At 48.5% G+C, this 14,869-nt stretch carries 14 protein-coding genes, 1 tRNA gene and 1 pseudogene; 5 read left to right on the plus strand and 11 right to left on the minus strand.

Translation table 11 applies throughout. The features are described from left to right. Position 1: 1 nt before the first annotated feature. Entirely contained in the window at positions 2 to 820 is an 819-nt protein-coding gene (locus tag BFR57_RS04560; protein WP_071462863.1) for a prephenate dehydratase domain-containing protein, read from the minus strand. 7 nt (positions 821 to 827) lie between these two features. Beyond that, positions 828 to 2,867: a S9 family peptidase gene (locus BFR57_RS04565; RefSeq protein WP_071462864.1), complete on the minus strand. Its 2,040-nt coding sequence runs from the start codon at positions 2,865 to 2,867 to the stop codon at positions 828 to 830. Between the two features lie 147 nt (positions 2,868 to 3,014). Between BFR57_RS04565 and alr the strand changes: the two genes are divergently transcribed. Next, positions 3,015 to 4,127, plus strand: a complete 1,113-nt coding sequence (gene alr, locus BFR57_RS04570) for an alanine racemase (protein ID WP_071463835.1) — start codon at positions 3,015 to 3,017, stop codon at positions 4,125 to 4,127. On the opposite strand, the gene BFR57_RS04575 is transcribed toward alr, so the two are convergent. Both BFR57_RS04575 and BFR57_RS04580 read right to left on the minus strand, forming a co-directional pair. Beyond that, complete coding sequence (locus BFR57_RS04575; RefSeq protein ID WP_071462865.1) at positions 4,124 to 5,158, minus strand: PepSY domain-containing protein; 1,035 nt, start codon at positions 5,156 to 5,158, stop codon at positions 4,124 to 4,126. The two genes, alr and BFR57_RS04575, sit on opposite strands and share 4 nt — an antisense overlap. A gap of 6 nt (positions 5,159 to 5,164) precedes the next feature. Then, positions 5,165 to 7,267 (minus strand): TonB-dependent receptor, encoded by a 2,103-nt coding sequence (locus BFR57_RS04580; RefSeq protein ID WP_071462866.1) that lies wholly within the window; start codon positions 7,265 to 7,267, stop codon positions 5,165 to 5,167. 214 nt (positions 7,268 to 7,481) lie between these two features. Between BFR57_RS04580 and BFR57_RS04585 the strand changes: the two genes are divergently transcribed. After that, positions 7,482 to 9,071 (plus strand): serine hydrolase, encoded by a 1,590-nt coding sequence (locus BFR57_RS04585; protein ID WP_083405036.1) that lies wholly within the window; start codon positions 7,482 to 7,484, stop codon positions 9,069 to 9,071. Positions 9,072 to 9,128: 57 nt separating this feature from the next. Here the strand turns inward: BFR57_RS04585 and BFR57_RS04590 are convergent, their stop codons facing one another. Beyond that, entirely contained in the window at positions 9,129 to 10,664 is a 1,536-nt protein-coding gene (locus BFR57_RS04590) for a M17 family metallopeptidase (RefSeq protein WP_071462867.1), read from the minus strand. A 216-nt stretch (positions 10,665 to 10,880) separates the two neighbouring features. On the opposite strand from BFR57_RS04590, the gene BFR57_RS04595 reads away from it, so the two are divergent. Beyond that, positions 10,881 to 10,957, plus strand: a tRNA-Arg gene (locus tag BFR57_RS04595). A 53-nt stretch (positions 10,958 to 11,010) separates the two neighbouring features. Here the strand turns inward: BFR57_RS04595 and BFR57_RS04600 are convergent. The 6 genes and pseudogenes from BFR57_RS04600 to BFR57_RS12880 form a co-directional block, all read right to left on the minus strand. Beyond that, positions 11,011 to 11,910: a nucleotidyl transferase AbiEii/AbiGii toxin family protein gene (locus BFR57_RS04600; RefSeq protein WP_071462868.1), complete on the minus strand. Its 900-nt coding sequence runs from the start codon at positions 11,908 to 11,910 to the stop codon at positions 11,011 to 11,013. Further along, positions 11,907 to 12,677: a type IV toxin-antitoxin system AbiEi family antitoxin gene (locus tag BFR57_RS04605; RefSeq protein WP_071462869.1), complete on the minus strand. Its 771-nt coding sequence runs from the start codon at positions 12,675 to 12,677 to the stop codon at positions 11,907 to 11,909. Before BFR57_RS04605 ends, BFR57_RS04600 begins: the two co-directional genes overlap by 4 nt. Before the next feature lie 123 nt (positions 12,678 to 12,800). Next, positions 12,801 to 13,148 carry a DUF3024 domain-containing protein gene (locus tag BFR57_RS04610; protein ID WP_071462870.1) on the minus strand — a complete coding sequence of 116 codons (348 nt, stop codon included), beginning with the start codon at positions 13,146 to 13,148 and terminating at the stop codon, positions 12,801 to 12,803. Positions 13,149 to 13,237: 89 nt separating this feature from the next. Next, on the minus strand, positions 13,238 to 13,396 hold the full coding sequence (locus tag BFR57_RS12970; RefSeq protein WP_367158747.1) for a HipA N-terminal domain-containing protein: 159 nt from the start codon (positions 13,394 to 13,396) through the stop codon (positions 13,238 to 13,240). A 38-nt stretch (positions 13,397 to 13,434) separates the two neighbouring features. Next, positions 13,435 to 13,701, minus strand: coding sequence for a helix-turn-helix domain-containing protein (locus BFR57_RS04615; RefSeq protein WP_071462871.1), 267 nt, complete (start codon positions 13,699 to 13,701; stop codon positions 13,435 to 13,437). A gap of 41 nt (positions 13,702 to 13,742) precedes the next feature. Beyond that, positions 13,743 to 13,847 (minus strand): annotated as a pseudogene (locus BFR57_RS12880) (ATP-binding protein); the annotation flags it as partial. 91 nt (positions 13,848 to 13,938) lie between these two features. On the opposite strand from BFR57_RS12880, the gene BFR57_RS12975 reads away from it, so the two are divergent. Then, a complete protein-coding gene (locus tag BFR57_RS12975) occupies positions 13,939 to 14,130 on the plus strand; it encodes a DUF805 domain-containing protein (protein WP_083405037.1) in 192 nt (63 codons plus the stop codon). A gap of 199 nt (positions 14,131 to 14,329) precedes the next feature. Next, a complete protein-coding gene (locus BFR57_RS04620; RefSeq protein ID WP_071462872.1) occupies positions 14,330 to 14,866 on the plus strand; it encodes an RNA polymerase sigma factor in 537 nt (178 codons plus the stop codon). Positions 14,867 to 14,869: the final 3 nt, after the last annotated feature.

The raw sequence follows: 14,869 nt of genomic DNA on the forward strand, positions 1-14,869 counted from the left end.
CCTAATTAAAGGCTGGATACGAACCCAACCAGCTAATTTGATTCAACTCAGCGAGCTTTTTGAGCGCCTTCTGTACCGAAAGATCCTGTTCATGACCATCAAAATCGATGAAAAAGTGATACTGGCCAAAACCATCCCCGGTCGGACGTGAAACAATCGAGGTTAAGTTAATGCCTTGCTCGGCAAACGCTTTTAAACTATCAACGAGTAAGCCCGGGTGGTCATTATCGTCGATCAGCATCACACTACTTTTCCAACGGCTATCTTGCAGTGCCAGCAAGGGCTCGGCGTGCGCGGATAGTAACACAAAGCGGGTTTGGTTTTTGTGGCTATCGGCGATAGTACGCTGAATACAATGCAACTGTTCTGGGCAGGGTATATGGCTCGGGACAACGGCGGCCGACGGTTTATCCGCAGCGACTAACTCATTCAACGAAGCGGTGTTGCTTGCGGTATGCACAATCGGTAATGACAGGGTATTTAACGCGTGATGACACTGCCCGGCAGCCACAAATTGCGCCCATACTTGCTCTGGATGCTGACTGTTAGCGAGCAAATGATACTGAATGGGCAGTCGATATTCTGCGTGAATATACAATGGATGGTGTGCAAAATGGTCGACAACGGGCGACACGAAACCATCAATTAGGTTCTCGATAGGAACGACCGCAAGTTGTGTGTCATTTACGCTGTGTAGGACATCTGGCAACGTGCTTTTAAACACAATGGGCACTGAGTCGCCTAACTGTTGCTGAAAGTGCTGCGCGGCACGCTCCGAGAACGTGCCGGCAGGACCAAGCGTCACTAACTGTTCAATCATAAAACCATTACTTCTTATAGTGTTCGAACCAGGCCAACGCGTGTTCGATCTTGGCAATCATATGTGAAGGACGGTAGGTTACGCCGTGAGACGCGCCAGGCACTCGGACCATGGCAGTATCGACGTGGCGCAACTTCAGCGCTTGGTAGAACTGTTCAGTCTCTGAGATAGGCGTGCGACGATCATTTTCACCAGTAAATAACAATACAGGCGTCGAGACGTTTCCTACAAGTGACAATGGTGAGCGTTTCCAATAATGGTCTAAATCCTCCCATGGCATCGCCGGAAACTGATTGGTAATTTGCCCAATGGAACTATCTGCCGTGAGTACTTTACTGACCCAGTTAATCACAGGGTTAGTGGCCGCTGCTGCATTAAATCGGTCGGTTAAGCCTACCGCATAGGCTGTGGCAATACCGCCCGCCGAGCCGCCGGCAATAAATAAGTTGTCTGCATCAACAAAGCCCTTATCAATCATCGCATCAACACCACTCATATGATCAGCAAAGTCATACTCTGAAGCGTAGTTGCCATCGAGTAGCATCGCGAAGTCTTTTCCGTAAGAGGTGCTACCACGGTAGTTTACGTACAGAACGACGTAGCCTTCAGCTGCGTAGCGCTGATGCTCGGCGGCAAAATGAGGACCGTAAGAAAGATGCGGACCGCCATGAATTTCAACGATCAGCGGATACTCTTTATCTTCGTCAAAGTCCGGGGGGGTGATATACCAACCCTGAATCGGCTGATCATCGTAGCTCGAGTTGTATGTGATTTCGTGTACCTTGCCGAGCTTTTTGTTGCCCAACACGTCTTCGTTAAGCTGAGTCAACGTGTGTGTTTCATCCCCAGACGCTTGATAACCGACATCGGCAGGACGGTAAGGAGTACCTTGCGTATAAGCGATAGCGCCATTGTTCGATGCGCTGAAACTGCCCATCGTATACGGGCGACTGACATAGGTACCTGACACATCATCAACACGGCGGGTTAATTCATCGTCTAGACTGACGTTGGCAATCACGGTTTTACCGCGGTCTGCAAATTGCACCGCAATCGCGTCCTCGCCATTCCACTGTGGGTTGGCAAACGAGCGATCTAATTCGCTTTGCAGCTCGCGTTTTTGTTTCGAGGCCCAGTCCATGACCCACAGTTCACCTTTGTGATAAGGAACCGGCTCATCGCTACTGTGTAAATAAACCAAACGCTCACCATCGGGTGAAAACTGTGGCGCGTATTCCTGACCCGGCGCCTGAGTGATGCGCGTGAGCTGCTGAGTTTTCACATTAACGGCATAAAGGTCACTGTCATTCACCTCATAGGCCCAGTCTTTGTCGCGGTTAGCGGAAAACACGATCGACTCGCCATCGTGACTCCAAGTCAGTGGCCCAGAATGGCGGAACGCCCCCGTGGTTAATTGCTGTACACTGCCACCGGTCGCTGGAACAGTAAAAATTTGTGCATGTGCGGGTTTTAGCACACCTTGGCCATCGCTTTGATAATAAGCTTCTTGCACAACAATCGGTTGCCCACCCCAGTCGGCGCCCTCCGGTTTAGTGGGACGTTTTACTTTCTTTTCAAAGGCCGTTTTTTCTGCCGGCACATCCATTAAGAAAGCGATCGACTCACCATCAGGTGACCAAGCTAATTGACTTGGCGATTCATGCACATGGGTAATCTCTGCGTGCTTGTCTTGATTAAGCCAATACACATGAACCTGATAACTGTCCTTGCGATTGGATGTTAATGCTAGCCGTTGACTGTCAGGTGACCACGTTAAGTTGCCGTAGGCGTCGCCCTCATCAAAGAGTGGATAGTGTTGATTTGATGCCGTATCAAGGATCCAGACCGAACGCTCGGTGTTGTCCTTCATATCGTTAAAGCGATTACGAATGTAGGCGATATAGCGTCCATCAGGCGAGATGCTTACATCATTCGCATACTCGAGCTGAAAGATATCGTCGATAGCAAAATAGTCATTGGTTTGTGCGTTAGTAGACGGTGATAACGTTGCAAGCCCAATTACCAGAGCGGATGTTTTTAACCACATAATGCGTCCTTAATTTTTATTCTAACGGGTGTTCTGTAAACGCTTCGAAAAATCATCATTGAAACCGCGCTAAAACGCTCGAAGCCAAGTCACGAACATGATTAAATGTTCGCTATCATTTACCTATTTGAGCTTTGGATCGCCTGCATGTCTCAGCCGCATCGACAAACCCGCGCTCGTATCTTACTGACAAATTTACGGGACAATGCCAAACAATTAAAGTCGTATATCGACCAGCAGCCGATGCTAGGCGTTATAAAAGCGGACGGATACGGTCATGGCGCGACAGAAGTGGCGCATGCCATCGCGGATTACGTCGAAAAATACGCCGTTGCTTTTATTGATGAAGCGATTGCGTTACGCGACTCAGGTATCGACAAGCCCATCGTCATTTTGCAGGGGGTATACAGCACTGAAGACTGGTTGATATGCGCTGAGCAGCATTTTGAACCCGTGATACACAACGCGCAGCAAATTGAGTTTCTGAGCGAAATTACTTCGGAAACCAATCGGGTTAACGTTTGGCTGAAGCAAGACTCAGGTATGCACCGATTAGGCTTTTTTGCCGATGACGTCGAAGAGGCGGTAGGACAGCTTCGCGCGCATGCGCAGATCAACCACATTGTGCTGATGACTCACTTTGCTGAGGCGGATAATCCTGAGAGCCCGTTGACCGCGATGCAGTTAGAACGCTTTTACGCGGTACTCCATGCGGTGCGTGATAAAATAGATGGTGTTAGCGTGGCAAACAGTGCCTTTATGTTGGGTGACGATGTACTGGATGCGATGGGCCTGACTAAATGGTTTCGGGCTGGGATTGCGCTGTATGGGCAAAACCCCTCTCAGGTTGAATTAAGCGATGCTGAACTACTCAAACCAACCATGGTGCTTGAAGCGCCCGTGATCGCGTTACGCACAATTCAGCCAGGTGAAACCGTAGGTTATGGGAGTCGCTGGCGAGCACAACGAGAGAGCCGTATCGCGACGGTGGCAATAGGTTACGCCGATGGCTACCCGCGTAGCTTACCCGATGGCACACCGATGATTATTAATGATCAAGTAGGCTGTTTAGTCGGTCGTATTTCGATGGATATGATTACGGTCGATGTGACCGATATTGAGGGTATTGAGCTCGGCGATAATGTTGAACTCTGGGGTGAGCGTCTACCGATACAAGTGATTGCCGATCAAGCGCGGACAATCACTTACGAGCTATTTGCTCAAGTGACACGTCGCGTGCCACGCGTTTATGCAGACTAACGTTTGTTGCGACGTTTTAGGTAAAACCAAACACCGGTCATAGGTAGTAGTAATAGCGCAATCCCCCCTGCCAAAATAACCAGGGTCATGGCGGTGCCACCGACAGCCGCCACATGCAGCGGATAGATCATATGGGACACTTGCTCACCTAAGGGGCGTGTCCGCACATCCGTAATGCTGGAAAGTGTCCCTGTTTCATCAAACGCAATGTAATTACGACCATTCGGATGCCATTCATCAGGCCATTTTAAGCGCATGCGCCCTGAGTCTAAATAAATTAAGCGAATATCGGCGTTAGGTAGGACGGTACGGGCGACTTCAAAGCGTTCCTGCCAGTGTGTTGCTGAGCGTTCGGGTACTGAGTGGTGTATCCGTGAATCGGTCATCGGTAATAGGGTGGTTAAACCGCCTTTGACCGTGCTCGCATACATAATCGCACTACCAGTAAGCATCAGTAATGCCACCGGGATAAAGACGATAGCACCGGTGCTGCGGTGCAATTGCCATAAGGTTTGCATGCCTTTAGCCGAGAACGGGTTATAAAAGCGTACGGCGAGGTTTTTCCAGCGCCATTGTCGCTTAGGCCACCAGCGTACTAGGCCGGTGGTAATCAATACCAAGGCAAGTAGCGACAATACTCCGAGGATGTCCTTGCCGAACTCATCAAGCGCAAGATGATGGTGCAGTTCGACAAACCAGCTCACCGTGTCAGCGTAGGGCGCTCGAGTAAGCAGTTGCTCACCTTGAGGGCCAAAATAGTGATGGTTACCGTCACCATCAACCAGCTCAAACCAGGGACGGTCGTCAGTAGGAAGATACGCGTACCCTGCCGTATAGCGATCGGCAATAGTTGCTGATGTCGCGTGCGACACGGGATTGTCGAGTCGCAGACTGGGGTATTGCCACATCAGCCACTGATTTTTGAATAACAGCATTGAGCCCGTCACTGCCATGAGCAGTACCCAACCACTCAGCACAAGGCCAAGCCAGCGATGCCACTGTGTCAGTGACGGTAGCTTAATGCGCCTCACGTATGACTACCAAGCATAGTTCCAGTTTAAGCTGATAGTACGTCCGCGACCGGTAAAGTTACGGTTATCACCACCGACGGTTTGTGCATAGTAGGTGAAGTAGTACTCATCGAATAAGTTCTCGATACCGAGTGCAAATTGACCATAGTCGCGAGTTTCAAGCAAGACCGATGCATCGATGGTGTTATAGCCATCAAAGTTATTAATGGCTTCGGCACCTGAGTAGATGTCGCGGTCAAAGAACTTGTTCCACTGTACCCGGCTCGAAACTTGTCCAGTCCATTGTTGTGACCAGTACAGGTTCGCGCGTTTTGGGGCGATATTACGACCACCAAGCTGCGTATCGACTTGGTTATCGCCATCACTGTCAAACTCCCCGTCAGTATCAGCGTAGTTCAAACCAAATGCCGTATCGTTTGAGAACGCATATTCTGCACTAGCCTCGATACCGTCGATTTCAGTGCGTTCACGTTTAACCGAGTAAATGCCATCAGCATCCGCTTGCAAACGAGCGCCTAAATCCGATTCAGAACGGTAGTAGCTGATTGAAGCGCGCCATGCGTTGTTGTTGAACTCGACGCCGATTTCCTCGTTATCAGCAAGTACTGGCTGTAAGTCTAAGAAGCTGCTCACACTTAAACCCGGTGTTGAGATACCGCGCAACACACGCCCTACGTCTGGCATGCTAAAGCCTTCAGAGTAACTCGCGAATACACGCCAGTTATCGTTCAACGCATAAACTGCGCCTAAGTTGGTGAGCAATTCATTGAAGCTCGGTTCGCCGCCTTCGACAAACACACTGCCGTAAGAAGCGAGGGTGGTGAAGCTATCCGCTTTGAGCTTGCCGTATTCGTAACGTAAACCACCACTCAGTGTGAGTCCGTTGGCTTGATAGCTCAACTGTGCGTACGGCGCCCAGTTTTCAAATTCAGTCTCCGGTACCCACTTACGACCGGTTTGTGCGAGCTCTTGGAACGTCTTATCGTTCATGAAGTCGACACCTGCTGTTACATCAACAGGCAGGTCAGCAACTTTTGCCCAGTTCATGGTAATGCGAGAACCATACTTACGCGAGTCATTGCGAGACTGGTCAAAGATATCATCGCCGTACTGCGGATCTTGGAAGGTAGCATAGTTGCCGCCACCATAAAGTGCGGAGAAGTCTTGCAAGAACAGCTGCCAGTTGAGGTCAGCACCTAAAATATCGGTGTTTTTATATGTCAAACTACTGGTGGTGACTTCGTTTTCTGGTGCATCGCCTGGGTATTCACCTTCGACCGATAGAGCAGGAACGCCCAGTTCGCGGTTACCTACAGTAGCAAAGTAATCACCATTACCCGCCATATCAAAGTGATTGACCATTAACGCCAGTGACTGAGTGCTATCAATGCGGTATTCACCTTTGAAAAACACGTCGTAGCTCTTCGAGTCCATGGTGTCGCCTTGTGTGGTATCGACACCAATTAACTGACCCTTACCATCCACGTACATACCGGTATCGCGGTATTGTGCACCAGCAACAAACTTCCAATCGCCCTCGGCGTGACGTACTAAATAGCCCGCTTCGTAGCTGAGCCCTTCTGAGATTTCGCTATCGGGTGCTGTGAAACCGGCGTTTACTTCTTGCGTGGTGCCTTCTTGTGCCTGCTTAGTCACGATATTAATAATACCGCCGCTTGCGCCTAAACCTTGAATAGCGCTGGCGCCATGGATGACTTCTACACGTTCAATCATGAACGGGTCAATGGTATACGCCGCGCGTGAACCATCCCGTAATGGGTTGGACTGAGGCACGCCATCAATTAAGTAAAGTGGTTGGCGGCCGCGTAATGTCTCGCCCGATGAGGTTAACTTTTGACGCGAGGGAGAAAATGCAGGAATCAACTTGCCGAGGACATCAGAAAGCGACTCTGCAACCATCATTTGCTGGCGCAATTGCTCTCCATCAATGACGGTCACCGTAGCTGGAATCGCGCTTTGAGGGATTTTAGTCCGTGTTGCGGTAATTTCGATGGTCTCATCGACACCTGTACGATTAACTTCGTCTTGGGCCAATGCCTGACCGGATACAATGGATGCAATTAAAAGAGATAGCAGCTTCTTGGACATGAGAATCCTTATCATTTTCTATAAGTGGCGCAGATGATAATTGTTCTCATTACATAGTCAACTACTTATTTTAATTTTCTTTTAAGAAAAACGTATCGGCTATCGTTCAATTTGTTGTACGGCAGGCATACAGGGCTGAAATAGAAGTTTTCTCGGCATTATGGTACTTAATAGAGTTCTCTACATTAACGTCGAGCCGAGAGAGAAACGAGATATGAAAACACGCATCAGTTTGTTAAGTGCCGTCATTAGTGTGGCGCTGCTTGCAGGTTGCTCAGAACCACAAACAACGACAAAAAAGGAAGCGACAAGCCAAAGCCTACAGCAAACTGTTGCACTGGATGAAAAGATCCGCACTACAGCGCAGCAAACGCTTAAGGCATTTAACATTCCCGGACTTGCCGTTGTCGCTGTAAAAGATGGCAAAGTGATTTTAGCCGAAGGCTTCGGCGTCCGTGATATCGAAAGCCAAGAACCGGTCACCAAAAATACCTTGTTTGGTATCGCCTCGCATACCAAGGCGTTTACCGCTGCCGCGATTGCCCACCTTGTCGACCAGGGTAAACTGGATTGGGATGACAAAGTCACTGAATATCTACCGGAGTTTAAGTTATCCGATCCGGAGTTGACTCATCGCCTCACCATTCGTGATTTACTAAGCCACCGTTCTGGCTTGGGCTTAGGCGCCGGCGACTTAATGATCTGGCCGAATACTGATAAGTCGGTCGATGAGATTATTGCTGGCCTCGCTAACGTGCCGATGGACCACGGGTTTAGAACGCAATTTGCCTATAATAACTTGATGTTTTTAACAGCAGGCGAACTCATTCATCAGGTAACCGGTATACCTTACTCTGACTACATTGAGCAGACGTTCTTCGAACCGCTTAATATGGACGAGAGCGTTGTTGGCTTCTCTAACATTCCGGCAGCGAACGACAATGTCGCGGTCGGTACCATCGAGAAGGACGGCGAATTACATCGCTTTCCACTCGATTTTCTTGAAGACTTTGGCGGCGCGGGGGCAACGGCCGCGAGTGTTGATGACATGGGCAACTGGTTAATTACACAGTTACAGCATGGTAAAAGCCCATCGGGCGAGCAGGTCTTTTCGCCCGAGTCACAGCATCAAATGTGGCAATTAACCACCCCCATTGGCGTTTCGGATAAAGCCGCTGAGCAGGGTACGTTCTTCCAAGGCTATGGCTTAGGTTGGTTCGTAAAAGACTACCACGGTGTTAAACAGGTTTATCATAGTGGCGGTATCTTGGGCATGTTGTCATTAACCACACTCATCCCAGAAGAAAATTTTGGGATTACCGTGGTGAGTAACCAACAAGCTTTTGGCGGTCTGACAGCAATTACGCAAGAAGCACTTGAACAAGTACTTAATCTACCTGACCAAGATTGGGTTGCTGAGCAGTCAGAGAATTATCGCCAGTTTATGCAACGCAAAACGGACTTTAAAATACCCAAACCCGACACTGAAGAAGACGCCACGTTAGCTAAGCAAGCATACGCCGGTACTTATACCGATGCGTGGTATGGCGATATCGATATTCGTATGCAGGGCGATGAGTTACGCTTGGACTTCACTCATACCCCGATGCTCAAAGGCACCTTAGAACATTACAACGGTGATACGTTTATCGTACATTGGGATGAACCCTTGCTGGAAGCCGATGCCTATGTGCGTTTTGAATTGAACGAGGACGACTCAGTAAAACAGGCAACCATGAAAGCGGTTGCGCCATTTACCGACTTCAGTTTTGATTTTCATAACCTGACGCTGGTGCGTCAGTAGTGTGACAGGCAGTAGGTGAAAAAAGCACGGCACTGAGGCCGTGCTTTTTTATGGGCGCTATTTATTCAGTTGGTGTACCCACTCGGTTAGTAAGCGAACACCAAAGCCTGTAGGACCTGCCGGGTGAATACCGGTTGGGCTGCTGACCATTGCATCAGCGGCCATATCAATGTGGATCCACGGCGTATCGCCCGCAAAGTGTTTTAAGAACGCTGCACCCGCTTGGGTGCCTGGCGAACCAATATTACGGATATCGGCTAAAGGGCTGTCGATAATGCCGGGGTAACCCTCTAACGGGAGTTCCCATACCTTTTCATCCGTGACCTTGCCGGCTTCAATAATAGCGGCACGAAGATCATCCGCCGAAGCAAACATCGCCGCATAACCGGTACCCAACGCACCGACTTTAGAGCCTGTTAACGTCGCAATATTAGCGATAGCGCGTGGTTTGAACGCATCGTTCGCATACCAGTTCGCGTCACCTAAAATTAAGCGACCTTCCGCATCGGTATTGGCGATTTCAACCAGCGTACCGTCACCGGCTTTAACCACGTCTCCCGGTAATGTTGCTGAACCCGAAATTAGGTTGTGCGAAAGCGGGGCAATCGCGACCACGTTAACAGGCGCCTGTTGCTTGGCAAGTGCCATGACCGCACCAATGACAGCACCTGCACCGGCTTTGTCGGTTTGCATGCGAAGAATCGACGATGAGCTGGTTTTAAGGTTGTAGCCGCCGGTATCAAAGGTGTTACCTTTGCCCACCAGTGCAATCGGCGCCTCATCACTGCCTTTGTAATGCGCCGCTAACAGGTAAGAACCGTGTTGGCTGCCCGCACTCACACTCTCAAGCAAGCCCATTCCCATTTCTTTGACTTGCTCAGGCGTGATAATGGTGAGCTCAATATCTAAATCGCTCATGGCTTGCTTAGCAAGCTCAACGATCGCCTCAGGGTAGCCATCGCTGCCTGGTAACGCGGTAATATCACGCGCCACAAACACGCCCTCGGCGATAGCACGGTAATCTTCATAGTGTCGTTCAGCCACCTGCGGTGACTGTGTCACCCAGTGATAAGTGGTCTCAGGACGTGCTTTGGGCTCTGACTGGTAACGGTCAAAGCGATAATTGCGCAGGTCGATACCATGCGCAACCTGTGCGCTGATTTCGGCTGCGACACCCGGGTTAGAAATTAACCGAGTATCAAAAACAACATCCGTTAGCTCAGGCTTTAATGCAGCCGCAATCGCCGCGCCTAACTTTTCAGCATTAAACCGTGATAATTCAGCAGGATTTCCCACGCCCGCCAGCATCAGGTGATCCGCCTGCGTACCCTCTGGCGCAATCAAAGTGACGTGCTGCGACGCCGCACCGGTAAACGCCTCAATGCCGGCTGCGCGCGCGACCGCTTGATTTTGTTCAGCAGTCCAGCCCTCAATAGCAATCGATTGATTTTCAGGCACAAAGACAACCCGCGTTGAAGCCGGCGCGTTATCACTTGTAAAACGCACTTTGGTGGATAAATAGTCGCTTGCCGCCGCCGGCAAAGCTAACGCCGCTGAGATAGCAAGCGTTGATATCGCTCGTTGTAGAGACATAGTTGTTCCTTTTATTAAAAGACAGATTGTTCTACCTGCACTATATCTCGACCGGCCCTGCCAACAACATGTATAAGACCAATTATCTAAAAAAAGAGATGTGTTTAAGAGGTTCTAAAATAACTATTAATAAAAGCGTGGGAGTTTGAACCGAAGGTCAGCGCTGGACAGCGCGCGGCCAAATCCATATAATGCCCTCGCTTTTCTGTCGCATGCGCACCCTTAGCTCAGCTGGATAGAGCGTTGCCCTCCGGAGGCAAAGGTCATAGGTTCGACTCCTATAGGGTGCGCCATTCGTAGGTCGCGCATTTTGCGCGACAATATGTTCTTTCGCCAGAGCGATAAGTCAGCTTGCCAATAACGCTTCAAGTCGATGAAGTTGTCGTTGATAGATCTCTGGATTGTCTTCCTTGAATTTGGCCAAGTTGAACAGTTTCCACTTAACGGATGGAAAGCGCTGATAGTCGTATACAGACCAGTCAGGCTTTAGTCTATTAAAGCTTAACAAAAACTGCTTATCCGACTCGTTCAAATTTCTTCTTATCGTATCAATGAGGATGCCTCTGGTGGCTTCATAGTCGGCATAACTGAACGCAAGGTCACTCATTCCCTCGAACTGGTTTTCAAAGGCTGCTTGCTGGTCAAGCAAGTTTGGCTCGAGCATCTCATGCGTGGGTCGGTTGCTGCTGATGAGGGCGAATATAAAGCCACGTTTTATTTCGTCCGTAAAGCCAGTACCTTCCAACAAGAGCTTCGTATCGAAAAGGTCTCTTGGGTGCTGGCGGTCAAGCGCTGCACAGAGTTTGCCGCCATAAAGCTGACCAAGCGGGACTATCGGCATGGCACAGAATACGTTGTATTGCTCTTGTGCAGATGCACATAATGCCGTTTTTGTTGCTGGTTCCAATAAACCGCGCCCAACCATATTCACTTCAATCTTAATTTGAACGCCGTGCTGACTAATCTGAAGTTTACAAACCTTCGGTTTATGCTGAATGCGTATGGATCCGCTCAAGTTTTCTATGCGCCCTTTTGTGCGCAAAAGGGCGGCATTGATGGCATCCATCGTTTCAGCTCGCTCAGCTATTTCGACGTAAGTTAAGTCGATGTCTACGGACAATCTTGGCATGTTCTGCAGAAACAAATTGATGGCCGTACCGCCATGCATCGCAAAACATTCCTCTTTAGCAACCTCCGGCAACACATCCAGAAGCAGCTTTACCTGCCTTTTATAAGCGTCATTCATGCCATAGCCTCCAATGCTTTCGGTACAGTGATTTGGTACTTCGCTACATAAACCCCATCAGCTACTATCGAGCGCTTGCCGGAGCCCAGGTCCACGTTGTCTAAATTGAGGTAACGCACCCAGTCGTGATTCGCTTTGTCAGCTATATAAAGAAATAGGCGTTTCACTTTGATTGATTTGCAGGCCTCAAGCAGTTTTTGCACGGATGCCGGCCGCAGGTTATTCAGTCCCTCCATTAACTCGAAGACTTCCGTTAATGATTGTGACTTTGGTGCGAGGTATAAACATTCCATGATTGCGCGTGCAGGGTCGGATACCTTCACTTTAAATTGCTTATGCGATAGTTCGGTTAAGCCAAGCTCTGGGGGTAAGAAGTTGGTGAGCGTGCATTTTATGTTCACGCCCCAATCCCGCTTTTTAAACCAAAGCGGTAAATGCTCACCCTGGTCACCAAACAGTTGCGCATGTTTTGGAGAGAGCTCTAAGTAGTGTGATTTGCCCTGCAACGCTAATGCAGTCTTACCCCCTGGATGGACGGATAGACCCAGTTGGGTTTGCAGTGCATATACAGCCCCCAGATAATCGACCTGGTCGCCGAAGCGGATCAATGCACCCGTACCGACAGATTCAAACCAACGACTTTTTTTATAACGTTGCTGCAAGTTAACGCTGTAACCATTATCAGCAAGCCAGGACGAGCAAAGCACAACCCCGGTGGGTTGGGCTCTGAGCAGCTTGTTTAATTTAGATGATGATTCGGTACTCATAGTGCCAACCTACTGTAATTTATAAACCAAATTAACCGTTAGTTTATATTATTTTATATTTTGGCGCTATTAGTACCTGAATAAATTAAATTTTAAACTGCTGAGCTGGTTGTAGATTGATGCTCAACCAAAGAAACAAGCATACCGATCTTCTTTCACAAGCTCTAAGAACTCACTAAGTCGCTTCACTTTAGGCTTTGGCTCATAAGCATGCCATTTCAAATCAGCGCGTTGCCAATACACTTTCCAGCAATTTTGCGTTTTTACGTAGGTTGTTTTTGCTACCGGCAGTTCCATGGTTTCAGTAGGATTTTGCCATTGCGGTCTGATCTCGAAAATCTCAATACTCTGATTTTCAATTCGGTAACCAAGGTCAAGCTCTGGTCGTATGTGCACGGGCGGTCTTCGTATCGCCATGAACGATTCAAGTTCTTTCTCACATTTCTTAATTTCGAACTCATTGAGTGCCATGGCAGATTACCTAAAGCTGGAAAAGGAAGCAGAATTTTAACCAAAAATACCCGATTTATACAGGAAGCTGATCCTCAAACTGCGCAATTTCACAATTTGCGACATTCAAACCGAGGTTTTTCATAAATGTCTGATAGAACGCTTAGGGATATAGCACGGCCACCGTCTACTTCTAACCACTCTGTGGCGTACTTAAAGCTCATACGGCCTTTTTTTAAGTACAACTCACCTACTGGAAATCCGTTCATGGAGCAATAAAGCGTTCGGGTATGCGATTTTCGTCCCACTAGAATCTCAATGATTTTTTCGCAAGTGAATTAGTCGGCGTGGACACTTCATTCTTGGGCAGGTTGGCGATCTTAAACTCCAATTCGAGTGCCGCACACAGTTTGATGAGCATATCGACAGAGACCTTTTCAGGCTTGGTTTCGCAGTTAGAAATATCTCTTTGATATACTCCGATACGTTTGGCCAAATCGGCTTGGGTCCAGCCTTTGAGTTTTCGATTGTCCCTGATGACGGTGCTTAGATCTTTTGGCGTATTTATTTTCATGTCAGCTTTTTATACAAAATATTGAATAAAATTAATTTATACTAAATTTGTATCATCGGGACCAGTCCTGCAGTCTTCTTGCCTTTTAATCGATAACCTTCACCACTGATTTGCACAATATTCGAGTGATGTAGCAGCCTATCCAACCGCCCCTGACTTTTTGCTACTGCCTGGGTGCACCGGTGGCAAACTCAAAGTCATAATCGCCAAACGACTTAATGAGTCGAAGCAATACACATGATCTTAGCCACTATTGTCGTCATTATATTGTTAGTTCCTTTTTTGGCGGTTTCCACCCGTCGGTTGCGAGATGCAGGACAAAGCATATGGTGGCAATGGATGTATCTAGTGCCATTTGGTGTGTTAGTCGTGCTGTATTTGATGACTATGCCAAGTTTAAAGCGGTCTGAAATGTCCCCGAAACGTTAGAGCAGTTAAAGGAAGAAAATTCCATTCCCGAGAACCCAACCCGTACTTCGCTCGTCTTTTCTACATAATTCCTAACTTGTGCTTCATCATGACGACTTTACGAGCGACTTCCTGTCTTTGCGCTACCCTTGTAGTGAGCGCTGTCAGTGTTGCAGCCGTCACAGCATTAATCGGTAGGCTATTAAGGACAATCAGTTGAATGGCAGAACAAAAGGGCGTCCGCATGAAACCGGAACTGGTTGAGCTATTAGTCTTGGCAGCCCAAGAGGGGCGGACATCTGCGCTCTCTAAGTTGTATCAGGAGTTTCATCGCCCGATGAAGCGATTCGCCTTATTGCGTGTGGGTGATGTGATGATAGCCGAGGATCTTGTTCAGAATGTCTGGACAAAAGTGGATCGACGATTGGCTCATTTAAAAGATGTCAGCCTTTTTCGAAGCTGGCTTTATCGTGCATTGCGGTGGGAGATAACTGACTGGCTGAGAGCACAGCAGAAGTTGTCCTATCAAGCGCCACCGGAGCCTGAAGTGCAACCAGCGGATAGTGGATTAAGCGATTTACCCAAACTAATAAAGCAGTTGAGTGAAGACGAGCGCGATGTCGTCGAGCTGTTTTACTTGAATGACCTAACTCTTAGCGAGACAGCCCTGGCAATGACGTTACCGGAAGGCACAGTAAAGTCTCGCCTATCAAGGGCAAGTTCGAAGCTAAAGCAACTATTTGAACAATCGGAGTAACGA

Origin of the sequence: Idiomarina sp. MD25a (assembly GCF_001870515.1) — a bacterium.
Classification (GTDB): domain Bacteria; phylum Pseudomonadota; class Gammaproteobacteria; order Enterobacterales; family Alteromonadaceae; genus Idiomarina.